The organism is Klebsiella sp. HN106 (genome assembly GCF_051209435.1).
Classification (GTDB): Bacteria; Pseudomonadota; Gammaproteobacteria; order Enterobacterales; family Enterobacteriaceae; genus Klebsiella; species Klebsiella oxytoca.
The window spans coordinates 100023-122384 of the sequence record NZ_JBLURD010000005.1; the positions used below are offsets into that span (position 1 = coordinate 100023).

The window sequence follows — 22362 nt, forward strand, 5'->3', positions numbered from 1 at the left end:
CCTTCCCCATGAGGGGAAAGGCGACTTATTCAACTACATGGATCGCAACGGCAGTTCGATCCGTCCTTTACGCCAGCGCGCTTAGCGCTGGCGTATTGCTGTGCGCCGCATCTGCTCACGCCGACGATCGCGACCAGCTTAAATCCATTCAGGCCGACATTGCCGCTAAACAGCGGGCGATTAAACAACAGCAGCAGCAGCGTGCTTCCCTGGTTGCCCAGCTTAAAGCGCAGGAGGAGGCCATCTCCGCCGCCGCGCGCAAGCTGCGCGAAACCCAGGAAACGCTGAACCAGCTAAATAAGCAGATCGACGAAATGAACGCCGCGCTCGCGAAGCTGGAGCGTCAGCGCGCCTCGCAGGAGCGCAACCTTTCCGCCCAGCTCGATGCCGCGTTTCGTCAGGGGCCGCACACCGGCATCCAGATGATCCTCAGCGGCGAAGAGGGGCAGCGTAATCAGCGTCTGCAGGCCTACTTTGGCTATCTGAATCAGGCGCGTCAGGAAACCATCGCCCAGCTCAAGCAAACTCGCGAAGACGTGGCGGTGCAAAAATCCATGCTGGAAGAGAAACAGAGCCAGCAGCAAACCCTGGTGTACGAGCAGCGCGCCCAGCAGAGTAAGCTGGAGCAGGCGCGCAACGAGCGTAAAAAAACCCTCGCCAGCCTTGAATCCTCTATTCAGCAAGGCCAGCAGCAGCTCAGCGAAATGCGGGCTAACGAATCACGCCTGCGCGGTCGTATCGCCCAGGCGGCGGCGGCGGCCAAAGCGCGAGCGGATCGCGAAGCCCGCGAAGCGCAGGACGTACGCAATCGCCAGCAGGAAGCCTCACGTAAAGGCACCACCTACAAACCTACCGAAAGCGAACGCTCGCTGATGTCCCGCACCGGCGGGCTTGGTTCACCGCGAGGCCAGGCATTCTGGCCGGTTCGCGGCTCAATTCTCCATCGCTATGGCGAACAGCTGCAAGGTGAACTACGTTGGAAGGGGATGGTTATCGCTGCGTCTGAAGGCACCGAGGTCAAAGCCGTTGCCGATGGTCGGGTTATTCTTGCCGACTGGCTGCAGGGCTATGGCCTGGTGGTGGTCGTTGAACACGGCAAAGGCGACATGAGTCTTTACGGCTATAACCAAAGCGCGCTGGTCAGCGTCGGCACTCAGGTCCGGGCGGGCCAGCCGATCGCTCTCGTAGGCAGCAGCGGCGGTCAGGGCCGTCCGTCGCTCTATTTCGAAATTCGCCGCCAGGGTCAGGCGGTCAATCCACAGCCGTGGTTGGGAAGATAAGTTTTGCTTCAATTTCGCAGAATTGCACTCGCGGTAACCAGTACGCTGGTTATGGCGTCGCCGGTTTTTGCCGGCAAACTCTCCATTGTTATCGACGACTTTGGCTATCGTCCACAAACGGAAAATCAGGTGCTGGCGCTGCCAGCGACGATCTCCGTTGCCGTACTTCCTAATGCGCCCCACGCCCGCGAAATGGCGACGAAAGCGCATAATCTCGGCCACGAGGTGCTAATTCACCTGCCGATGGCGCCGATCAGTAAACAGCCGCTGGAAAAAGATACCCTCCGCCCGGATATGAACAGCAGCGAGATAGAACGCATTATCCGCGAAGCCTACGGTAAGGTTCCGTACGCCGTGGGGCTGAATAACCATATGGGCAGCGCCATGACGTCGAATCTCTTCGGTATGCAGAAAGTGATGCAGGCGCTTGAGCGCTACAATCTCTACTTTCTGGATAGCGTCACCATCGGCAATACCCAGGCCATGCGGGCGGCGCAGGGCACCGGCGTTAAGGTGATTAAGCGTAAGGTTTTCCTCGACGATACCCAAAACGAAGCGGATATTCGCTATCAGTTCAACCGCGCCATCGCTTTGGCGCGACGCAACGGTTCCGCAATTGCTATCGGCCACCCGCACCCGACGACGGTGCGCGTGCTGCAGCAGATGGTGTATAACCTGCCGCCGGATATCACCCTGGTTCGCCCGAGCAGCCTGCTCAACGAGCCGCAGGTGGACACCTCAACGCCGAACGCTGCCCCGCCGCCGAAACAGCCGCCGCGCAACCCGTTCCGTGGCGTGAAGCAGTGCAAATCTAAGCGCCCTCCGGAGCCGATCAACGCCAGCCGCTTCTTTACCATTCTGAGCGAAAGCATCAGCAAGAGTACGCTGGTGCAGTATTACCAGCTGAAGTGGCAGGGCTGGGATACCCCCACCAACTAAACCGTCCTGGAGTCCCGGCGTTTATCCGCCGCGGATTCCGGCTTATCCTGATGGGCATACCAGGCTTTAAAGTATTTCAGAAAGCTATAAAAGGTCGCATAGAGCCCGGTGACCACGCCCACCTTACCCTTTCGCCAGGCCCCGCTGAACAGATACCATTTAAAGAAAGCGCCAATCGCGCTGATCGCTCCGCGTGCGAGAGATGGCCTGATCTTCTGGTATTTAACCAGCCGCGTAGTGTAGCTATTGAGCTTATTAAACACCTCATGCAGGGAGTAAAAGGTGTCATGTCGCACGAAGCCCGGTAGCTTGCTGGAGTGCTGAAAGCCCACGACCTGATCGTCTACCGGCCGATCGTTGAACCTGGCGACGGAGCGATTAAACAAACGAACCGGGAAATCCGGCGATGATACCGGATAAATGGTGCGAACCTCCTCGCCCAGTACGAACCAGTAACGCGGCAGTCGCCAGGCGCGGGCCGGGTCAGGATCGTCCCCCGCCTTCAGCGCCAGAATAGCCGCCACCACTTCGTCGTCAAGAATCTCATCGCTATCCATACACAGCACCCAATCGTGGCAGGCCAGAGAGGTCGCGTAGTTCATCTGCGCGCCGTGAGAAGTATAGGGATGATGGTGAACGGTGAGCCCGAACTGTTGGCAAATCTGCAGCGTGGCATCCGTGCTGCCTGAGTCGATGACGATAAATTCATCGGCCACCTTAAGCAAAGGTGGTAAAACCTCCCGTAATAAGCGGGATGAATTACAGGTCAATAAGCATACAGAGAGTTTAAGCATAGTATTTGTGTGGTTAAACTGCGATTAAACTGACTGTATAAACGAATAGGTGAGAAAGCGATTTAGAAAAAGTGCGGAGTGGATTAAAAATCAGAAAAGTGGAAGTCAGCTCTCTAAATAAAGCGCCCGCAGGCGCTTTTTTAAGCTCAAATTCGGAGCAGGTTAATCCCAGCTGAGAATAACTTTGCCAGACTGGCCGGAGCGCATCGCGTCAAAGCCCTGCTGGAAATCATCAATGCCAAAGCGGTGGGTGATGATCGGCGACAGATCGAGGCCGGACTGGATGAGCGCGGCCATCTTGTACCAGGTTTCGAACATTTCGCGACCATAAATCCCTTTGATAAACAGCCCCTTGAAGATCACCTTGGTCCAATCGATGGACATATCCGACGGCGGAATACCCAGCATGGCGATGCGCCCGCCATGGTTCATGGTATCGAGCATGGTGCGGAACGCCGGCGGCGCACCGGACATCTCGAGGCCCACATCGAAGCCTTCCGTCATGCCCAGCTCGGCCATCACATCGCTAAGGTTCTCTTTCGCCACATTCACCGCCCGGGTGACGCCCATTTTGCGCGCCAGTTCCAGGCGATATTCGTTAACGTCGGTAATCACGACGTTGCGCGCACCAACGTGTTTCGCCACCGCGGCCGCCATCACGCCGATGGGGCCTGCGCCGGAAACCAGTACGTCTTCACCCACGAGGTCGAATGAAAGCGCGGTATGTACAGCGTTGCCAAACGGGTCAAAAATCGATGCCAGATCGTCGGAGATATTGTCCGGAATTTTAAAAGCGTTAAACGCCGGGATCACCAGATATTCGGCAAAACAGCCCGGACGGTTCACGCCGACGCCCGTCGTATTGCGGCACAGATGCGTACGGCCGGCGCGGCAGTTACGGCAGTGGCCGCAGGTGATATGCCCCTCGCCGGAAACGCGGTCGCCCAGCTTAAAGCCGCGAACTTCCTGACCGATACCCACCACTTCGCCAACGTATTCATGGCCCACAACCATCGGTACCGGAATGGTCTTTTGCGACCATTCGTCCCAGTTATAGATATGTACGTCGGTACCGCAAATCGCGGTCTTGCGAATTTTAATCAGCAGATCGTTGTGGCCGACTTCCGGTTCCGGTACGTCGGTCATCCAGATGCCTTCTTCCGCCTTCAGTTTGGATAACGCTTTCATCTCACACCCTCAGGCAATGACGCCCAGTTGTTTACCGATGCGGGTAAAGGCTTCCACCGCACGTTCAATTTGTTCAGGGGTATGCGCCGCAGACATCTGGGTACGTATACGCGCCTGGCCTTTTGGAACCACCGGATAGAAGAATCCGGTGACGTAGATACCTTCTTTTTGCAGCTCGCGCGCGAACTGCTGCGCCACGGTGGCTTCACCGAGCATTACCGGGATAATGGCGTGGTCGGCGCCCGCGAGGGTAAACCCTGCCGCAGTCATTTTTTCGCGGAACAGGCGCGCGTTCGACCACAGGCGGTCGCGCAGTTCGCTGCCGGCTTCCACCATCTCCAGCACTTTGATCGAAGCGGCGACAATCGCCGGAGCCAGCGAGTTGGAGAACAAATACGGACGCGAGCGCTGGCGCAGCCACTCGACGACTTCTTTGCGCGCGGCAGTATAGCCGCCGGACGCGCCGCCCAGCGCTTTACCCAGCGTACCGGTGATAATGTCAACGCGGCCCATCACGTCGCAGTACTCATGGGAACCGCGGCCGTTTTCCCCTACGAAACCCACAGCATGAGAATCATCGACCATCACCAGCGCATCGTATTTATCCGCGAGGTCGCAAACGCCTTTCAGGTTGGCTATCACGCCGTCCATCGAAAACACGCCGTCGGTGGCGATCAGCACATGACGCGCGCCGGCTTCACGCGCCTCTTTCAGACGGGCTTCCAGCTCCTGCATGTCGTTGTTGGCATAGCGGAAGCGCTTCGCTTTACACAGGCGCACGCCGTCGATGATCGACGCGTGGTTCAGGGCATCGGAGATAATCGCATCCTCTGCGCCGAGCAGAGTTTCAAACAGTCCGCCGTTGGCGTCGAAGCAGGAGGAGTACAGAATCGCGTCTTCCATGCCTAAAAAATCCGCCAGCTTCTTCTCAAGCGCTTTGTGGCTATCCTGAGTGCCGCAGATAAAGCGCACGGAGGCCATGCCAAAACCGTGGCTATCCATACCGCTTTTCGCGGCGGCAATGAGATCCGGGTGGTTCGCGAGACCCAGATAGTTATTGGCGCAGAAGTTAATGACCTGGCTACCGCCGACGGTGATATCCGCCTGCTGCGCCGAAGTAATAATACGCTCTTCTTTAAACAACCCTTCCGCGCGCGCGGTATCGAGGTCATTGGTTAACTGTTTGTAGAAATCACCACGCATTGCAACTCTCCAGATTCGGCAAAATTTGGCACATATTACCTAAAGCTATACGCTGATACGAGATGATGCATTACTGCATGAATTATTTGCAGCATAAATCACGAGACCCTCTTCACCTTATCGGCGAATGGCTGAAGCCTTTCCGATGTGGTGATATGATAGGAGTATTCATGTCCGGATTGTCTCTGGACTACCCACTTCAAAGGTTACAGTTATGATCATCGTTACCGGCGGCGCAGGCTTTATCGGCAGCAATATCGTTAAGGCGCTGAATGACAAAGGCATTACCGACATTCTGGTCGTAGATAATCTAAAAGACGGCACTAAATTCATCAACCTGGTGGATTTGAACATTGCCGATTACATGGATAAAGAAGACTTCCTGATCCAAATTATGGCGGGCGAGGAGTTCGGCGATATCGACGCCATTTTCCATGAAGGCGCCTGCTCGTCCACTACAGAGTGGGACGGCAAGTACATGATGGATAACAACTATCAGTATTCCAAAGAGGTACTGCACTACTGCCTGGAGCGTGAAATCCCGTTCCTGTACGCCTCTTCCGCCGCGACCTACGGCGGCCGCACCAGCGACTTTATTGAATCCCGCGAATACGAACAGCCGCTCAACGTTTACGGCTACTCCAAGTTTCTGTTTGATGAATACGTCCGTCAGATCCTGCCGGAAGCAAATTCGCAGATCGTCGGCTTCCGCTATTTCAACGTCTACGGGCCGCGCGAAGGTCATAAAGGCAGCATGGCCAGCGTCGCGTTCCATCTGAACACTCAGTTGAATAATGGCGAAAGTCCGAAACTGTTCGAAGGCAGCGATGGCTTCAAGCGCGACTTCGTCTACGTCGGCGACGTCGCGGCGGTAAACCTGTGGTTCTGGGAAAACGGCGTTTCCGGCATCTTTAACCTCGGCACCGGCCGTGCGGAGTCTTTCCAGGCCGTTGCAGACGCAACGCTGGCTTATCATAAGAAAGGCAGCATCGAATACATTCCGTTCCCGGATAAGCTGAAAGGCCGCTATCAGGCGTTTACCCAGGCGGATCTCACTAACCTGCGCGCAGCGGGCTATGATAAACCGTTCAAGACCGTCGCCGAAGGCGTAACGGAATATATGGCCTGGCTCAATCGCGACAATCATGCGAATTCATAAAATCATTCGGGCGGTATTAAGGCAGCAACTGAGCGAATCTTCAGGAACATAGGATAACGATGTGACTGAAGTGAACGAAGGCAGCCAACGCAGAGACAGCTTGAAGGATGAAATGAATGAAGATACTGGTGGTAGGCCCGTCATGGGTGGGCGACATGATGATGTCGCAAAGTCTCTATCGTACGCTCAGGGCGCGCTATCCCCAGGCGATAATCGACGTGATGGCGCCCACATGGTGCCGTCCGCTGCTATCGCGCATGCCGGAAGTCAACGAAGCGATCCCGATGCCGCTCGGCCACGGCGCGCTGGAAATCGGCGAACGGCGCAAGCTTGGGCACAGCCTGCGCGAGCGTCGCTACGATCGCGCTTACGTGCTGCCGAACTCGTTTAAATCGGCGCTGGTGCCGTTTTTCGCCGGTATCCCGCATCGCACCGGCTGGCTCGGCGAGATGCGCTACGGCCTGCTGAACGATGCCCGTAAGCTGGATAAAGCGGCCTGGCCGCTGATGGTCGAACGCTACGTCGGTCTCGCATACGATAAAGGCGTGATGCGCTGCGCGAAAGATCTGCCGCAGCCGCTGCTCTGGCCGCAGCTGCAGGTGCATGAAGGCGAAAAATCGCAGGCCTGTAGCGCATTTAATATTTCAGCCGAGCGCCCGATAATCGGCTTCTGCCCAGGCGCAGAGTTCGGCCCGGCAAAACGCTGGCCGCACTATCACTACGCCGAGCTGGCGAAACAGCTGATCGATGAAGGCTTTCAAATCGTGCTGTTTGGTTCCGCAAAAGATCATGAAGCGGGTAATGAAATCCTTGCCGCGCTCACGACTGAGCAGCAGGCATGGTGCCGCAACCTGGCCGGGGAAACTCAGCTTGAGCAGGCCGTCATTCTGATCGCCGCCTGTAAAGCGGTGGTTAGCAACGATTCCGGCCTGATGCACGTTGCCGCGGCGCTGGATCGTCCGCTGGTGGCGCTCTATGGGCCAAGTAGCCCGGACTTCACCCCTCCGCTGTCGCACAAAGCGCGCGTTATCCGCCTGATCAGCGGCTACCACAAAGTGCGTAAAGGCGACGCCGCCGAAGGCTATCATCAGAGTTTGATCGACATTACGCCGCAGCGCGTACTGGAAGAATTAAACGACCTGCTGCTGGAAAAAACGGAACAAGAGGAAGCCTGACGGATGCGGGTATTGATCGTAAAAACCTCGTCCATGGGCGACGTGCTGCATACGCTGCCCGCGCTGAGCGACGCCGCGCTGGCCTTTCCCGGCATTCGTTTCGATTGGGTGGTTGAAGAGGGCTTCGCACAGATCCCCTCCTGGCATGAGACCGTCGACAGGGTCATTCCGGTGGCGATTCGTCGCTGGCGCAAAGCGTGGTTTTCCGCGCCCGTTAAAGCCGAACGCAAGGCATTTCGCGACGCCGTACAGGCGGAAAAGTACCACGCCATCATTGATGCCCAGGGGCTGGTGAAGAGCGCCGCGCTGGTCACCCGACTGGCCCGCGGCGTTAAGCACGGTATGGACTGGCAGACCGCTCGCGAACCGCTGGCGAGCCTGTTCTATAACCGTCGCCACCATATCGCCAAACAGCAGCACGCCGTTGAGCGCACCCGCGAGCTGTTCGCTAAAAGCCTTGGCTACGCGAAGCCGGAAACCCAGGGCGACTACGCTATCGCTCGCCATTTTTTGCGCCAGGCCGACGCCTCCGCTGTGCCCTATCTGGTATTTCTCCACGCCACAACGCGGGATGATAAACACTGGCCGGAAGAGAACTGGCGAGCGCTAATCGCTCTGCTTGCCGACAGCGGCGTGCGTATCAAACTGCCGTGGGGCGCCCCCCATGAAGAAGCGCGGGCCAGACGCCTGGCGGATGGGCACGATTTTGTCGACGTCCTGCCGCGTATGAGCCTGGAGCAGGTGGCCCAGGTGCTGGCAGGCGCGCGCGGAGTGGTTTCCGTCGATACCGGACTGAGCCATCTCACCGCCGCGCTCGATAAACCGAACTTCACGCTGTACGGCCCGACCGATCCGGGGCTGATTGGCGGCTACGGTAAAAACCAGTATGTCGTGCGCCCGGAAAGCGGCAACAGCACGGGGGATATTGCCGCCTCCCGGATTCTGCAACTGTTGAAATCTCAGGAACTGGCTTAATGGGTTCATTATTTAAGCAGATCTATCGCTACACGCATCGACGAGCCTTTCGCCATAACGAAAATCTTTGGCCGTTTACCCATATCACCCGCGCGGCAAGCGGTGAAATCCGCACCCTGAAATACAAAGGAAAAGCGGTCCCGCTGGTCAACCTCAGCGAACTAAAAGATAGCGCTCAGGGCGAAGTGCTGCTGACGGCAACCGGTCCCTCTACGCGCAGTATCGATTTTACGCGGCTGCCGAAAAGCATCCCGGTGATGGGGGTGAATGGCGCGTGGCATCTCTCTGATAAAATTAAATTTTCGCTCTATACCATTGTGGACATGGAGTTTTACGATAAAAAACCGGACATTATTCGTGCGGTGATTAGCCAACCGGACATCGTACTCTTCACCACCATGCATGGCATTGCCAAAATCCTCGACCGCCACGGCTCAGCGCTTCGCTGTCGTTTGGCATTAATTGAAGACGCCTGTTATAAAATTTACCAGCCTAAAGTCCCGAGAAGCGCGATACAGCAGGTCTGGCGCGGCGTCACCGCGCTACGCTTTCATCCGCAAAGGCAGGATATTTGCTTTAGCACCGACATCCGCCATGGCATTTTTGATGCCGGTACCGTGGTCTACTGGGCTCTGCAAATTCTGATGTGGCTGGGATTTAAAACTATTCTGATAAGCGGGCTGGATATGAGCAATTTCAACCAGCCGCGGTTCTACGAAACGGAACAGGATAAACTCCCCTCCTGGCTGGCAAATAAGGTGGATGACCTGGTCATGCCGTCCTTTTCGCACGCTGCCAACGTGCTGCAACAAAACCATATTCGGGTCGTTAACTTCTCCTTAGAAAGCGCGGTTCCGGAAACGATTTTCGAAAAGGTTTCATTTGATGAGTACTTTAAAAATCAGTAGTTATGCCAGACAGGGTTACACCATTTTCTTTCCTTTGTTTCTGTTTTTTAGCGCTATTTTTTGCGTATCAACTCGCGCAAATAACCTTCTTCATTTATCCATTTTGCTGTTTTTGCTTTCACAGCTGAACACAGACAACCGCCGGGCATTAGCGGAGAGCCTGCGCCAGCAGTGGCCGGTCTATGGTCTGCTGGTCGTATTCTGCGTGTACTATGCGCTGAGCAATATTTGGGGCCAGACGCCGCAGCATATCGATTCCCCTCTGACCCACGGCACCTATACCATTTTCTATCTTCTGCTGCTGACAACGCTACTTGGCCATCCTCGCACCCGGCATCTGACGCTGCTGAGCATCGTGGCCGGGATCGCGGTGCTGTCTATCTGGACGATGGTTATCGACTTCACCCTGGTCCTCAAGGAGCGCCTGGTGTCGCCGGATAATCCCGGCCCGACCAACGTTATCGACCTGGCGGGTTATTGCGGTATTGGGGTTCTTATTTGCGCCATGCTGCTGAAAGAAAAAGGCAGCCACCTTCTGTATGTGCCGATGGCTATCATGCTGGTGATGCTATTTCTGACCCAAAGCCGCGGCCCGATTATCGCCCTACTGGTGGCGTTTGTTTGCACCCTGCATCTGCACGTCTTTACCCGCCGTAATATCTTGATTGTCGCCGCGTTAGCGATGATTCTGGGACTGCTTTTCTTCTTCACCCCCACTGGAGACCTGCTGCTGGCGCGCTTTGAGGAGCTGGGGACGCAAAGCGGTTTGCGCATCAGCATCTGGCATCATACGATCGAGGAAGTGGCCAGCCAGCCGTGGCTGGGGCGAGGTTTTGACTACGAGCTGAACTTTACCAACTACAGCGGCGAACATATCACCACCACCCACAGCGTCTATCTTGGCGCCCTGCTGAAAGGCGGCATCATTGGTCTGGCGCTGCTGTTGGCGGTGATTGCCGGAGGGCTATGGCAGGCATGGCGCAAACAGCAGGATGGCCGCTACGGACTGGCGATTTTTATCTATGCGCTGATTTTTATGGCTTCGCAGGGCATGTTTATCATCAGCAATCCTCGCGAAACCTGGCCGCTGTTTTGGCTACCGCTGGGTATTGCGCTGAGCGGCAGCCTGAAGGCGAAACGCTAAGCAAAGGGCCCGTTACGGGCCTTTTTTATGCCTGCTCGCGAGAGGCAACCAGGTCGTCCGCCTGCGCTTTAATCACCGGCCAGACGGCGTCAATCGTCATGTCGGCGACGTGGGTCTCTTCACAGACAATCTGTCTGGCCTTGTCATAACCCGGCGCCCAAATAGTATAGCCCGGCAAACCGGTATCTTTGAGCTTACGTTTGTTGTAAACCGCCACCATGGGCTTGTCGAATGCGCGGGCAATATGCACGATGGCGGTATCCGCCGTAATCACCAGATCGCACTGGCGAACGATCTCTACCGCTGAATTAATATTGCTATCAGGCAGATATAGCGCTTTATCCAGATTTAGCTGGCGAATTTTTTCGCTATGCCCAACCATGATGACGCTCACGGCATACGGAAGCGTATGCAGGCGGTCAATCAGAGTCGCCACCTGATGATGACAAAAGTCTTTATCCGTTGAAGCGGTAAACGGGTTGATCGCAATACAGAGAGCGCGCGCTTTTTCCTGATTAAGTAAAAGCTTAACCCTTTCCCGTTCGTGAAGATCGCCGGGCAGATGATAGTGGTAACGATCGTGTTCTATGCCAAATAGCCTGGCCACTTCTTTGTAGCGGGCGGAAATATGCCTGGCGCTGTCAAAAAAAGGAATGGAGTGATCGTAAAGCTTATATTCTTGTTTATTAAAACCAATAACGCAGCCAGGCCGCAGATCAGAGAGCAGTTTAAAACGCTCGTAGGTTTTAACATCATCAAAATCAACGACCGCGTCAAATCCCACCGCACGCAGCGCATCTAAGGGCATCCGCGGTTGATATAAATAGACCTGCTCAAGAAAATCCGCACCGGCAAGCATCTGTTTACAGACAGGCCCGGTAAGAACAGATACCTTATAGCCCCGGTCGGCCAAAAGCTTTGCGCAGCCGGTCGTCACGACCATATCCCCGACTTTGTCATCCAGGCGCAATAATAAAACATGCTGAATCTTCGCGGGATTAAAAGGCTGGCGTGCGCTTTTATTTCTGTAACGATAGTTAATTAAATTAAATTTAATTTCGCGGAAGAAGGCATTTTTCTTCCGCGTGAACTGCTTCACGATACGCATACGGTACCTGGTTGTGATCTTTTATCGCTGTGCGCGTTTCTGTTGGTAATATTCCGCCAACGTCATTCCCTTCACCTGCGGTGCCAGCCAGCTGAAAAAAGCGTCCAGATCGGCATATAAGCGCTCAATATCCTGCTCGTTTTTAAACGTCGGGCTGCCGCCAGGCATATACTCAGAAGAGTGGAGCATATATTCGACGTAGTCATTACCCTGAGTCAACGTTTGTTCAACCACTTTTTTCATCGTCTCCACGTTGCCGCCCATCGGACGCAGCCAGTGTACCGACGGCGAGCGGACTTTGCCGCGCAGGCGATCGTAACCCTGCTTCAGGCTATTCATCCACGCAGAATGCTTGTACTGAATGCTCATTGGCACTTCCAGCAGCGGCGACTGGCCTTCACGACGAATATCGTTCTCGTCGAGAAAGTAGGCGTGCTGCGGGAAGTGACGATAATCGGTACCGCCGTCGCCCTGCGGCGCGCCTTTCGCCGTTTTCCAGTTCACCCTGGGAGTAACCGAGCAATCGACCAGATAGCCATACTCCACCAGCAGACGCGCGTAGCGCTCGTCAAACGCCCAGCGTCCGGCGCGATGGCTGACCATTTTAGTCTGGAAGGTATCCTCCAGCAGACGGGTCATATAGTCGACTTTGGCACGCATCGCCGTATCGCTGTACTCGATCAGATACGGTTTATGCCGCCAGTCGTCATCGGTAAGCGGGTCGGTCGGTGGGCTGTTCCAGGCATGCAGATGCATGCCGATTTCCGCCGTCCCCCGGGCAATCACATCTTTGGCGAATTCGATATAAACCGGGTCGATGGCCATTTCATAGTTGGTCAAATAAACCGGTTTGAAGCCATACTTTTCGCAAAGCTGCTGAAAACGCGGTAAATAGCGCGCATTCTCGGTGGTGATGCTGTCATGTTTTTGCCAGAGGTTATCGCCCTCTGTATCAATCGTGATGAGAAATGCGGGTTTGTGCACGAAAACGTCCTCAGGCCATACGTATCGGGTCATGGTAGAGCAAGACAAGGCTTCTCTCAATCTATCTGATCCCCTAGAATCGGAGCCCTGACCCTGAATGAAGAACAGAGAATGACGCCTGAAACCCGCACTTCCGGCCGCGTGAACCCGGCGCGAATCCTGGTTATTAAGCTTCGCCATCATGGCGATATGTTATTGATAACGCCGCTTATTCACTCGCTAAAACAGCAATACCCCGCCGCCTGCGTGGATGTGCTGCTTTATGAAGAAACCCGGGATATGCTCGCAGCGAATACTGAGATCCGCCATATTTATGGTATCGATCGGCGCTGGAAAAAACAGGGCACCGGCCATCAGCTCAAGATGGAATGGCAGCTGATCCATACGCTCCGCCAGCAGCGCTACGATATGGTGCTCAATCTTGCCGATCAGTGGCCCAGCGCGATTATCACTAAACTGACCGGGGCGACCACCCGCATCGGCTTTGACTTTCCGAAGCGTCGTCATCCGGCCTGGCGTTTTTGCCATACCGCCCTCGCCTCAACCGAGCTGCACAACCAGCTGCATACCGTACAGCAGAATCTGTCGATTCTGGCGCCGCTTGGGCTGGATATTGATGATGCGCCGGCAACGATGGGCTACAGCGAACAGGACTGGCTCGCCAGCCGCGCGCTGCTGCCGGAAGGATTTCGGGACAACTATATCGTCATTCAGCCGACCTCCCGCTGGTTCTTTAAATGCTGGCGCGAAGCGCGGATGAGCGCCCTGATAAACGCGCTTTCTGAGGCAGGCTATCCGGTCGTGCTGACCTCCGGCCCCGACGCCAAAGAGAAGCAGATGATCGACACGATTATGACGGGCTGTCCCAATGCTCGCCTGTACTCCCTCGCCGGGCAGCTCACCCTGCGCCAGCTGGCGTCTCTCATCGACCATGCCCGCCTGTTTATCGGCGTCGACTCCGTGCCGATGCATATGGCCGCCGCGCTGGGCACACCGCTGGTGGCGCTATTCGGCCCCTCCAAGCTCACTTTCTGGCGTCCATGGCAGGCGCAGGGGGAGGTAATTTGGGCGGGTGATTTCGGCTCGATTCCCGACCCTGACGACATAGATACCAACACCGAGGAACGCTATCTCGATTTAATCCCCACCGACGCGGTTATCGCGGCGGCGAAAAAGGTACTGGCATGAGTAAATTCAGGCTGGCTCTGGTACGCCAGAAGTATCGCCCGGACGGCGGCGCGGAACGATTTGTCTCCCGCGCGCTGGAGGCCCTCGACGACAGCGACCTTGAGCTGAACGTCATCACCCGCGAGTGGCAGGGGCCGGTGAAGCCCGAGTGGAACATCCACATCTGCAATCCGCGTAAATGGGGGCGGATCAGCCGCGAGCGTGGGTTTGCCGACGCCGCCCGCCAGCTGTGGCAGCGCGAAGCCTTCGATCTGGTGCAAAGCCATGAGCGTATCCCCGGCTGCGACCTGTACCGCGCCGGAGACGGCGTACACCGCCGCTGGCTGCAGCAGCGCTCGCGCATTTTGCCCGGCTGGAAAAGCCGCCTGCTGTTTGCCGACCGCTACCATCGCTATGTGATGCAGGCCGAGCGCGAAATGTACCAGGACTCGCACCTGCGCGGCGTTATCTGCAACGCGGAGATGATTAAACGCGAGATTATTGCAGACTTCGGCCTGCCGGCGGAAAAAATCCACGTTATCTATAACGCCATCGATAACCAGCGTTTTCTGCCGCCGACGGAAGCGGCCTTTGTCGCGCTGCGTACCAAATGGAATCTGCCGCTCCAGGCGACCTGCCTGATTTACGTCGGCTCCGGCTTTGAGCGCAAGGGGCTGGATGCGGCGATCCGCGCCATCGCGCCGACCAACCGCTACCTGCTGGTAGTAGGCAAAGATAAAGAGCAAAGTCGTTATCAGCAGCTGGCGAAAACGCTGAACTGCGATGAGCGGGTGCGCTTTTTCGGCATGCAGTCGGAAACCCTGCCGTTTTATCAGATGGCCGACGGCCTGCTGCTGCCGACGCTGTACGACCCGTTCCCCAACGTTATTCTCGAAGCGATGGCCTGCGGCCTGCCGGTCATTACCACTACCGGCTGCGGCGGCGCGGAGTTTATTGTTCAGGGCAGCAATGGCTACGTTTGCGATGCGCTGGATATCCCGGCCCTGCAGGAGTCGGTTAGCGCCCTTCCCGCCCGGGCGTTAGGCTCCGCGGAAGGCGAACGCGCCCGCGAGCGCATCATGGCCTGCACCAGCGAACGCCTCTCGGCGCAGCTGCTCTCCCTTTATCAGGATTTGGTGAAATAACGATGCGCATATTGTTTGTTATCGACGGTCTGCCCGGCGGCGGCGCGGAAAAAGTCGTGCTGACGCTGGCGGCGCACTTTCTCAGCCAGGGGGAAAAGGTATCGCTTTTTTCCCTGCGCGACGTCTGCGATTATCCGCTGCCGGAAGGACTGGATTATCAGGTCATCGCCGACCGCTGCCGCAAACCGTGGCGCAAACTGACGGAACTCTCCCGGCGCGCGCGCCAGCTTGATGCGGCCATCGATAGCGCAGAACGGCAGGGCCGCTTCGATCTGGTGCTCTCGAATCTGCATAAAACTGACCGCATTGTCTCCCGCAGCCGCCTGCTGAACGGGCGAAACGTCTGGTATTGCCTGCACGGCGTATTCTCTACTTCCTATCTCGGCCATCGCACCGGTTTTGACCGCTGGCTGAAGCAGCAGAAGATCGGACGCGTTTACCAGGGACGCAACGTCGTCACCGTCTCCGATGCGGTAGGTCAAGATCTGGTCGAGCAGTTCGCCATTCGCCCGGCCCAGCTGAAAACCATCTATAACCCGTTTGATATCGCCGCGCTGCGCGCAGCGGCTGAAGAGCCCAGCCAGCGACCCGACGGCGACTATATTATTCACGTGGGCCGCTTTCATCCCGGTAAACGCCACGACCGCCTGATTGAGGCGTATGCGCAAAGCGGTATTGATGCGCCGCTGGTACTGCTGGGACAGGGAAAACCGGAACAAGAGCAGCGCCTGCGCCAGCTGGCGCAGCAGCTACAGGTTGCCGATCGCGTCCTGTTTAAAGGCTTCCAGAAAAATCCGCTGCCGTGGATCAAAGGCGCGCGGATGCTGGTCCTGAGCTCCGATAGCGAAGGTTTTGGCAACGTGGTGGTTGAAGCGCTGCTGCTGGATACACCGGTCGCCAGCACCCGCTGCCCGGGCGGCGTGACCGAGATCCTCACCGGCGAGCTGTCGCGCGGCCTGGCGGATCTCAACAGCCCGGCGCTGGCTCAGACGATGCAAAGCATTTACCATAGCCCCCCTGCCATCGACGCCTCGGCGCTGGAGAAATTCAGCGTGGCATCGATTTGTCAGCAGTATCGTCAGCTGCGCAGCGCCTGACGCCGTTATTCAACCAGGATCGAATGATTTATGAGTCAAACGCCTTTACTAAGCATCGTAGCCGCCGTCTATAACGGCGAAAAATTCCTTGCGCAATTCTTTGAGTGCCTTGAGCAACAGCAGCTGGAAAGCTATGAACTGATCCTGGTGAACGACGGGTCGACGGACGGTAGCCTTGCGGTTATCGACCAGTGGAAAGAGCGCCTGCAAAACGTGCTCGTACTGGAACAGGAAAACCAGGGCGTGTCGGTGGCGCGCAATACCGGGCTCGCCGCGGCGACCGGTAAATACCTGACCTTTCCGGATATCGACGATAAGCTTTACCCGGGCATGTACCGTACGCTTCTGGAAATGGCGGAAAAGGGCAATCTTGACGTCGCCACCTGCAACGGCCGCTACGTCTACGAGACAAAAAAAGATATCCATCCTATTTTCCCGCTGGACCGGCTACAGTCGACCGGCGTTTTGCCCGGCCACGTCTGGTTAAAACAGGCGCTGGATTCTCGTAAGTTCCTGCATGTCACCTGGCTCAATATTTACCGCCGCGAGTTTATCGCGGATCACCGCTTCCATTTTGAGCCGGGCCTGCGTCATCAGGATATTCCCTGGACCACGGAAGTGCTGCTGGCGGCAGAACGCGTGCAGTACACCAGCGAGCAGTTCTACGATTACTACATCCATTCGGAATCGGTGTCGCATAAGCCGGACAATGACGATACGCTGATGCGTTCAGCGCGCCACTATATGAAGATTCTTGAGATGCTGGACGCCATCAACCAGCGCTATCCGGACAAGGTTCGCAATATTTCCGCCTGCCGCTGGCAGATCGCTAAAGAGGGGCTGGGAATTATTCATACCTTCGATAGCATGAAAGATGAGTCAAAAAAGCATATTATCATTAAAGAGTTCTTTGACCGCGGTATCTGGAGCCTGATCTGGAAAAATGCCCATACGTTCCGTCTACGCTGGCGTCTTGGACGCCGCTATCTGCGCATCAAGCGCTATCGCGACGCGGCTTAATACTGAATCCCTTAGTTTCCGCCAAAGAGATAGCTTTACGCGGGTTAAATGCTTAGAATTTGCCCGCAAAAACATAAATACGGATAAATCGCTTGGAATTGCTTTATACCGCCCTACTTTACCTCATTCAGCCGCTGGTGTGGCTGCGACTGCTGTTACGCAGCCGTAAGGCCCCTGCCTATCGTAAACGCTGGAAAGAACGTTATGGCTTCTGCCAGAACAAGGTAGAACCGGGTGGCATCCTGCTGCATTCCGTTTCCGTGGGTGAAACGCTGGCGGCTATCCCGCTGGTGCGCGCGCTACGCCACCGCTACCCCTATCTGCCGATCACCGTCACGACCATGACGCCAACCGGCTCCGAACGCGCGATGTCCGCTTTCGGTAAAGACGTCCATCACGTCTATCTGCCTTACGATCTTCCCGGCGCAATGAACCGCTTCTTCAATACCGTTCAGCCAAAGCTGGTTATCGTCATGGAAACCGAACTGTGGCCGAACATGGTCGCCACGCTGCATAAACGCAAAATTCCGCTGGTTATCGCCAACGCCCGGCTGTCCGAACGCTCGGCGAAAGGCTATGCCAAACTGGGCAAATTTATGCGTCGGCTGCTGAGCCGCATTACCCTTATCGCCGCACAGAATGAAGAAGACGCCAGCCGCTTTATCGCCCTTGGCCTGAAACGCAATCAACTGGCGGTCACCGGCAGCCTGAAGTTTGATATTTCAGTCACGCCGGAGCTGGCCGCTCGCGCTATCACCCTGCGTCGCCAGTGGGCGCCGCACCGCCAGGTATGGATTGCCACCAGCACCCACGACGGCGAAGAGCAAATCATTCTTCAGGCGCATAAAAAGCTGCTGGAGCGCTTCCCCAACCTGCTGCTGATCCTTGTCCCGCGCCACCCGGAGCGCTTCGGCGACGCCCGCGAGATGGTGCAGAAAGCGGGAATGAGCTACACCCTGCGCAGTACCGGCGAAATCCCGTCGAACAGTACCCAGGTGGTGATTGGCGATACCATGGGTGAGCTGATGCTGCTGTACGGCATTGCCGACCTCGCGTTTGTCGGCGGTAGCCTGGTGGAGCGCGGCGGTCATAACCCGCTGGAGCCCGCTGCTCATGCGATACCGGTACTGATGGGCCCGCACACCTTTAACTTCAAAGATATCTGCGCCAAGCTGCAGCAGGACGATGGACTGATTACCGTCACCGACGCCGACTCGCTGGTGACGGAGGTGTCAAACCTGCTGACCGATGAAGATTACCGTCTGTGGTATGGTCGTCACGCGGTGGAAGTCCTGCACCAAAACCAGGGCGCCCTCTCCCGTCTGCTACAGTTATTGCAACCCTATCTGCCGCAGCGGAGCCACTAATGTCGCCTCGACTCTCGGTCGTGATGATCGCCAAAAACGCGGCGGATCTGCTGCCTGATTGTCTGGCGTCGGTAAGCTGGGCCGATGAGATAGTGCTGCTGGATTCCGGCAGCAGCGACAACACCGTCGAATTAGCCCGCAGCATGGGCGTTCAGGTGCATGTCAATCGCGACTGGCAGGGCTACGGTATTCAACGCCAGCGCGCCCAGGACTACGCCACCGGCGATTACGTGCTGATGATCGATACCGACGAGCGCGTCACTCCGGAGCTTGCGCAGTCTATCCGCAGCGTGCTGGCCGCGCCGCAAACCGGCGCAATATACAGCATTGCCCGGCGCAACTATTTTCTTGGCCGCTTTATGCGCCACAGCGGCTGGTATCCCGATCGCGTGATGCGCTTGTACGAACGCGGCCGTTACCGCTATAACGATAATCTGGTCCACGAATCTCTCGATGCCCGAGGCGCGCCGGTTATCGAACTCGCGGGCGATCTGCTGCATCTGACCTGCCGTGATTTCTCCGGCTTTCAGCAAAAGCAGCTGGCCTACGCCGCCGCCTGGGCGCAGGAGCGCCATCAGAGAGGCAAAAAGACCTCGCTGGCCGCTATCTTCGGCCATACGCTGGGCGCCTTTGTGAAAACGCTGCTGCTGCGCGGCGGCATTCTGGATGGGAAACAAGGCTGGCTACTGGCGGTGGTCAACGCGCAATACACGTTTAATAAATACACCGAGCTGTGGGCCCTGAGCCGCGGCTACTCGGAGAAAGTGTCATTATGAGCACAAAAGCGATCTATCCGGGAACCTTCGACCCTATCACCAACGGCCATATCGATATCGTCACTCGCGCGGCCAGCATGTTCGATAAGGTGCTGTTGGCTATCGCCGCCAGCCCGAGCAAAAAGCCGATGTTCACTCTCGACGAGCGCATCGCGCTGGCCACCCAGGCAACGGCGCATCTGGTCAACGTTGAGGTTATTGGCTTCAGCGATTTAATGGCCAATTTTGCCCGCGCGCAGCAGGCGAACATTTTAATTCGCGGCCTGCGGGCGGTGGCGGATTTTGAATATGAGATGCAGCTGGCCCATATGAACCGTCATTTAATGCCGACGCTGGAGAGCGTGTTTCTGATGCCGTGCAAAGAGTGGTCGTTTATCTCCTCTTCGCTGGTAAAAGAAGTGGCGCGCCACCAGGGCGACGTCTCCCACTTTCTGCCGGCAAACGTTCACCAGGCGCTGCTGAAGAAGCTGTAATCCTGCGCCATCGGGTCTCTTCCCGCAGGCGATGCTGCGCATCTGTCCGGGCTACCCAATCAAATCGCACGGACGCGTAGCCCGGCTAAGCGCAGCGCGAGCCGGGTTCACCGCAACCACCGCATATTATTTCTGGCACTGGCGACAATAAAACGTCGCCCGCTGGGCGTGTTTACTGCCGATAACCGGCGTCCCGCAAATGCGGCACGGCTCGCCCTTGCGGCCATACACCTGCAGCTCCTGGGCAAAATAACCCGGTTTACCGTCGCTTTGCAGGAAATCTTTCAGCGTCGTCCCACCCTGTTCGATGGAGCGCAGCAGGACCAGCTTAATCACTTTCACCAGCTGTTCGCACTCCTCGCGCGACAGCGAAGAGGCCAGCCTGTCGGGGTGAATACCCGCCGAAAATAGCGATTCGCTGGCGTAGATATTACCCACGCCGACCACCAGCTTGTTATCCATTAGCCAGGGCTTGATCGCAGTTTTCTTCTTCGCGCATTTCTGCTGGAGATAATCGGCGTTGAACTCATCGCTCAGCGGCTCCGGCCCCAGATGCGCCAGCACCGGATGCCCTTCCAGCTCTTTAGTCCACAGCCAGGCGCCAAAGCGTCGCGGATCGGTATAGCGCAGGACCTTGCCGTTACTCATCACCAGGTCCACATGGTCGTGTTTTTCCGCCGGCAGATCTCCGCTGAGGATACGCAGGCTTCCCGACATGCCGAGATGGACGATAATCCAGCCGTCGGGCAGTTCGAGCAGCAGATATTTAGCGCGGCGGCGCACGCTGAGCACAGGAACGTCGCTCAGGCGATAGATCTCTTCGGAAACCGGCCAGCGCAGGCGCCCGTTGCGCACAATGGCGTGCAGGATGGTCGCACCAACCAGGTGAGGCTCAATGCCGCGGCGGCTGGTTTCTACTTCAGGTAATTCAGGCATTCTTTTCTCGAACAAAAACGGCTGGATGCTCTATCTTACCGCGTTCAACGACGAGGTTCAGGGCAATTATTGTTCAGCTTGCTCTTCCGCCTGCCACAGGAGGGCTAAACTCCCGCCAGCGCCGACGGTGGCGTCGTTTTAATAACAAAAAACCCCGCCGAGGCGGGGTTTTTCTTTACAAGGAACCTAAAATTATTTGATTTTAGCTTCTTTGTATAAAACGTGCTGACGGACAACTGGATCGAACTTTTTCAGTTCCAGTTTTTCCGGCTTAGTACGCTTGTTCTTCGTGGTGGTATAGAAGTGACCAGTACCAGCAGAAGAAACCAGCTTGATTTTCTCACGAATACCTTTAGCCATGATTTATTTCCTCTAAGTACTTAGTACTTTTCGCCACGGGCACGCAGTTCGGACAGAACTGTATCAATGCCTTTCTTATCAATAACACGCATACCTTTAGCAGATACGCGCAGGGTGACAAAACGCTTCTCGCTCTCAACCCAGAAACGGTGAGAGTGCAGGTTCGGCAGGAAACGGCGTTTAGTCGCGTTCAGTGCGTGGGAACGGTTGTTACCGGTCACCGGACGCTTGCCAGTAACTTGGCAGACTCGGGACATGTCTATTCTCCAAAAATCAAATTAGCTCGAGCTTCGTATGGGGTATTGGCGCCTCGTCAGGCTTTACAGCCCGGTCATCGCATAGTTCTATTGAACTCTCGATTGCCAGGCCCAAATGCCAAACCCGAGATTCTCAAAGGTGGCGTAGTATACGCTGACTCTGCGATGTGCTCAAGTCCCGAACAGACAAAGATCCCGATGGATCGCATGATCGGGGCTAAATCCAGCCGCGTTCAGCAAAAGATACGTACGCTCCGCGGCCGATAACAAGGTGATCGAGCACACGTATATCCATGAATCGACAACATTTTATCACTCTTTCGGTAATCAATCTGTCGGCCTTACTCGGCTCAGGACTTCCGGATGGATGATTATGTGCCAGGATCACCGCGGCGGCGTTCACTTTGATGGCTTCGCGTACGATTTCTCGCGGATGCACCTCAACGTGGCTAAGAGTACCAGAAAAAAGTCGGCTATGTTTCAATACCCGGTTCTGATTGTCTAAAAAGATCACCATGAAGATCTCGCGCTCTTCGTCGGCCAGCTGGCTTTGCAGAAACTCCCGCGTCATCGACGGGGTGACCAATGAGGGCTCTTCCGTCATCCGCAGGCTGAAATAGCGTCGCGCCAGTTCAGCAATCCCTTTTAGCTGCGCATATTTCGCCAGACCAATGCCTTCAATCTCAGCGAACTGTGACTCTTCCGCCGAAAGCAGGCCGTACAGCGAGCCAAATCGCTGCAGCAGCTCTCGCGAAAATGTCATCACGTCCTGCGTGCGCGTACCGGTACGTAAAAACAGCGCTAACAGCTCGATATCCGATAAAACTTCGATACCGTAACGCTGCATCTTTTCCCTCGGCATGAGGGTTTCCTGTATCTCCATCGCGGCCTCTCCTTCCCACTCCCC

Annotated in this window: 23 protein-coding genes; 14 read left to right on the forward strand and 9 right to left on the reverse strand. The window is 56.3% G+C overall.

Going from position 1 to position 22362, the window contains the following annotated elements; all coding sequences use genetic code 11:
- Positions 1-8: 8 nt before the first annotated feature.
- A complete protein-coding gene (envC, locus tag ACSIPU_RS14710; RefSeq protein WP_004106857.1) occupies positions 9-1280 on the forward strand; it encodes a murein hydrolase activator EnvC in 1272 nt (423 codons plus the stop codon).
- 3 nt (positions 1281-1283) lie between these two features.
- A complete protein-coding gene (locus ACSIPU_RS14715) occupies positions 1284-2219 on the forward strand; it encodes a divergent polysaccharide deacetylase family protein (RefSeq protein ID WP_032726811.1) in 936 nt (311 codons plus the stop codon).
- Here ACSIPU_RS14715 and ACSIPU_RS14720 read toward each other — a convergent pair.
- From ACSIPU_RS14720 to kbl, 3 genes are all read right to left on the reverse strand, one after another.
- Complete coding sequence (locus tag ACSIPU_RS14720) at positions 2216-3013, reverse strand: glycosyltransferase family 2 protein (RefSeq protein ID WP_004106861.1); 798 nt, start codon at positions 3011-3013, stop codon at positions 2216-2218. The two genes, ACSIPU_RS14715 and ACSIPU_RS14720, sit on opposite strands and share 4 nt — an antisense overlap.
- Positions 3014-3175: 162 nt before the next feature.
- Entirely contained in the window at positions 3176-4201 is a 1026-nt protein-coding gene (gene tdh / locus ACSIPU_RS14725) for an L-threonine 3-dehydrogenase (protein WP_004106864.1), read from the reverse strand.
- A 9-nt stretch (positions 4202-4210) separates the two neighbouring features.
- Entirely contained in the window at positions 4211-5404 is a 1194-nt protein-coding gene (gene kbl / locus ACSIPU_RS14730; RefSeq protein WP_004116405.1) for a glycine C-acetyltransferase, read from the reverse strand.
- 214 nt (positions 5405-5618) lie between these two features.
- On the opposite strand from kbl, the gene rfaD reads away from it, so the two are divergent.
- The 5 genes from rfaD (at position 5619) to ACSIPU_RS14755 (ending at position 10765) form a co-directional block, all read left to right on the forward strand.
- Positions 5619-6563, forward strand: coding sequence for an ADP-glyceromanno-heptose 6-epimerase (rfaD, locus tag ACSIPU_RS14735; RefSeq protein ID WP_004106868.1), 945 nt, complete (start codon positions 5619-5621; stop codon positions 6561-6563).
- A gap of 116 nt (positions 6564-6679) precedes the next feature.
- The gene (gene rfaF, locus ACSIPU_RS14740) at positions 6680-7738 is read left to right on the forward strand and encodes an ADP-heptose--LPS heptosyltransferase RfaF (protein WP_004106869.1); all 1059 of its coding nucleotides are present in this window, start codon (positions 6680-6682) and stop codon (positions 7736-7738) included.
- A gap of 3 nt (positions 7739-7741) precedes the next feature.
- Complete coding sequence (gene rfaC, locus ACSIPU_RS14745; RefSeq protein WP_004106870.1) at positions 7742-8713, forward strand: lipopolysaccharide heptosyltransferase RfaC; 972 nt, start codon at positions 7742-7744, stop codon at positions 8711-8713.
- Positions 8713-9621 (forward strand): hypothetical protein, encoded by a 909-nt coding sequence (locus tag ACSIPU_RS14750; protein ID WP_004106872.1) that lies wholly within the window; start codon positions 8713-8715, stop codon positions 9619-9621. The genes rfaC and ACSIPU_RS14750 overlap by 1 nt, the downstream gene beginning before the upstream one ends.
- Positions 9599-10765, forward strand: a complete 1167-nt coding sequence (locus ACSIPU_RS14755; protein ID WP_004106875.1) for an O-antigen ligase family protein — start codon at positions 9599-9601, stop codon at positions 10763-10765. The genes ACSIPU_RS14750 and ACSIPU_RS14755 overlap by 23 nt, the downstream gene beginning before the upstream one ends.
- A 25-nt stretch (positions 10766-10790) precedes the next feature.
- On the opposite strand, the gene ACSIPU_RS14760 is transcribed toward ACSIPU_RS14755, so the two are convergent.
- The gene (locus ACSIPU_RS14760; protein WP_196557636.1) at positions 10791-11873 is read right to left on the reverse strand and encodes a glycosyltransferase family 9 protein; all 1083 of its coding nucleotides are present in this window, start codon (positions 11871-11873) and stop codon (positions 10791-10793) included.
- A 21-nt stretch (positions 11874-11894) separates the two neighbouring features.
- The gene (locus ACSIPU_RS14765) at positions 11895-12857 is read right to left on the reverse strand and encodes a polysaccharide deacetylase family protein (RefSeq protein WP_024274814.1); all 963 of its coding nucleotides are present in this window, start codon (positions 12855-12857) and stop codon (positions 11895-11897) included.
- Between the two features lie 111 nt (positions 12858-12968).
- Between ACSIPU_RS14765 and rfaQ the strand changes: the two genes are divergently transcribed.
- The 7 genes from rfaQ to coaD all read left to right on the forward strand — a co-directional run bounded on the left by rfaQ (position 12969) and on the right by coaD (position 19902).
- Positions 12969-14045 (forward strand): putative lipopolysaccharide heptosyltransferase III, encoded by a 1077-nt coding sequence (gene rfaQ, locus ACSIPU_RS14770; protein ID WP_024274815.1) that lies wholly within the window; start codon positions 12969-12971, stop codon positions 14043-14045.
- A complete protein-coding gene (locus ACSIPU_RS14775; protein WP_024274816.1) occupies positions 14042-15169 on the forward strand; it encodes a glycosyltransferase family 4 protein in 1128 nt (375 codons plus the stop codon). Before rfaQ ends, ACSIPU_RS14775 begins: the two co-directional genes overlap by 4 nt.
- Positions 15170-15171: 2 nt before the next feature.
- Positions 15172-16266: a glycosyltransferase gene (locus ACSIPU_RS14780; protein ID WP_004116437.1), complete on the forward strand. Its 1095-nt coding sequence runs from the start codon at positions 15172-15174 to the stop codon at positions 16264-16266.
- A 30-nt stretch (positions 16267-16296) separates the two neighbouring features.
- Positions 16297-17286, forward strand: coding sequence for a glycosyltransferase (locus tag ACSIPU_RS14785; protein WP_004106893.1), 990 nt, complete (start codon positions 16297-16299; stop codon positions 17284-17286).
- A 92-nt stretch (positions 17287-17378) separates the two neighbouring features.
- Complete coding sequence (gene waaA / locus ACSIPU_RS14790) at positions 17379-18653, forward strand: lipid IV(A) 3-deoxy-D-manno-octulosonic acid transferase (protein WP_004106896.1); 1275 nt, start codon at positions 17379-17381, stop codon at positions 18651-18653.
- The gene (locus tag ACSIPU_RS14795) at positions 18653-19429 is read left to right on the forward strand and encodes a glycosyltransferase family 2 protein (protein WP_004106899.1); all 777 of its coding nucleotides are present in this window, start codon (positions 18653-18655) and stop codon (positions 19427-19429) included. The genes waaA and ACSIPU_RS14795 overlap by 1 nt, the downstream gene beginning before the upstream one ends.
- On the forward strand, positions 19426-19902 hold the full coding sequence (coaD, locus tag ACSIPU_RS14800; protein WP_004106901.1) for a pantetheine-phosphate adenylyltransferase: 477 nt from the start codon (positions 19426-19428) through the stop codon (positions 19900-19902). Before ACSIPU_RS14795 ends, coaD begins: the two co-directional genes overlap by 4 nt.
- Before the next feature lie 126 nt (positions 19903-20028).
- Here coaD and mutM read toward each other — a convergent pair whose 3' ends face one another.
- From mutM to radC, 4 genes are all read right to left on the reverse strand, one after another.
- A complete protein-coding gene (gene mutM / locus ACSIPU_RS14805; RefSeq protein WP_016809752.1) occupies positions 20029-20838 on the reverse strand; it encodes a bifunctional DNA-formamidopyrimidine glycosylase/DNA-(apurinic or apyrimidinic site) lyase in 810 nt (269 codons plus the stop codon).
- Positions 20839-21030: 192 nt separating this feature from the next.
- Complete coding sequence (gene rpmG / locus ACSIPU_RS14810; RefSeq protein ID WP_003024094.1) at positions 21031-21198, reverse strand: 50S ribosomal protein L33; 168 nt, start codon at positions 21196-21198, stop codon at positions 21031-21033.
- A 20-nt stretch (positions 21199-21218) separates the two neighbouring features.
- Positions 21219-21455, reverse strand: a complete 237-nt coding sequence (gene rpmB, locus ACSIPU_RS14815; protein WP_002436699.1) for a 50S ribosomal protein L28 — start codon at positions 21453-21455, stop codon at positions 21219-21221.
- A 217-nt stretch (positions 21456-21672) separates the two neighbouring features.
- Positions 21673-22338 carry a RadC family protein gene (radC, locus tag ACSIPU_RS14820; protein ID WP_004106905.1) on the reverse strand — a complete coding sequence of 222 codons (666 nt, stop codon included), beginning with the start codon at positions 22336-22338 and terminating at the stop codon, positions 21673-21675.
- Between the last annotated feature and the right edge of the window lie 24 nt (positions 22339-22362).

Coding starts and splice junctions, on each gene's coding strand:
- envC (WP_004106857.1), top strand. CDS start 9: ATGAGGGGAAAGGCGACTTATTCAACTACATGGATCGCAACGGCAGTT.
- ACSIPU_RS14720 (WP_004106861.1), bottom strand. CDS start 3,013: ATGCTTAAACTCTCTGTATGCTTATTGACCTGTAATTCATCCCGCTTA.
- tdh (WP_004106864.1), bottom strand. CDS start 4,201: ATGAAAGCGTTATCCAAACTGAAGGCGGAAGAAGGCATCTGGATGACC.
- kbl (WP_004116405.1), bottom strand. CDS start 5,404: ATGCGTGGTGATTTCTACAAACAGTTAACCAATGACCTCGATACCGCG.
- rfaD (WP_004106868.1), top strand. CDS start 5,619: ATGATCATCGTTACCGGCGGCGCAGGCTTTATCGGCAGCAATATCGTT.
- rfaF (WP_004106869.1), top strand. CDS start 6,680: ATGAAGATACTGGTGGTAGGCCCGTCATGGGTGGGCGACATGATGATG.
- rfaC (WP_004106870.1), top strand. CDS start 7,742: ATGCGGGTATTGATCGTAAAAACCTCGTCCATGGGCGACGTGCTGCAT.
- ACSIPU_RS14750 (WP_004106872.1), top strand. CDS start 8,713: ATGGGTTCATTATTTAAGCAGATCTATCGCTACACGCATCGACGAGCC.
- ACSIPU_RS14755 (WP_004106875.1), top strand. CDS start 9,599: ATGAGTACTTTAAAAATCAGTAGTTATGCCAGACAGGGTTACACCATT.
- ACSIPU_RS14760 (WP_196557636.1), bottom strand. CDS start 11,873: ATGCGTATCGTGAAGCAGTTCACGCGGAAGAAAAATGCCTTCTTCCGC.
- rfaQ (WP_024274815.1), top strand. CDS start 12,969: ATGACGCCTGAAACCCGCACTTCCGGCCGCGTGAACCCGGCGCGAATC.
- ACSIPU_RS14775 (WP_024274816.1), top strand. CDS start 14,042: ATGAGTAAATTCAGGCTGGCTCTGGTACGCCAGAAGTATCGCCCGGAC.
- ACSIPU_RS14780 (WP_004116437.1), top strand. CDS start 15,172: ATGCGCATATTGTTTGTTATCGACGGTCTGCCCGGCGGCGGCGCGGAA.
- ACSIPU_RS14785 (WP_004106893.1), top strand. CDS start 16,297: ATGAGTCAAACGCCTTTACTAAGCATCGTAGCCGCCGTCTATAACGGC.
- ACSIPU_RS14795 (WP_004106899.1), top strand. CDS start 18,653: ATGTCGCCTCGACTCTCGGTCGTGATGATCGCCAAAAACGCGGCGGAT.
- coaD (WP_004106901.1), top strand. CDS start 19,426: ATGAGCACAAAAGCGATCTATCCGGGAACCTTCGACCCTATCACCAAC.
- mutM (WP_016809752.1), bottom strand. CDS start 20,838: ATGCCTGAATTACCTGAAGTAGAAACCAGCCGCCGCGGCATTGAGCCT.
- rpmG (WP_003024094.1), bottom strand. CDS start 21,198: ATGGCTAAAGGTATTCGTGAGAAAATCAAGCTGGTTTCTTCTGCTGGT.
- rpmB (WP_002436699.1), bottom strand. CDS start 21,455: ATGTCCCGAGTCTGCCAAGTTACTGGCAAGCGTCCGGTGACCGGTAAC.
- radC (WP_004106905.1), bottom strand. CDS start 22,338: ATGGAGATACAGGAAACCCTCATGCCGAGGGAAAAGATGCAGCGTTAC.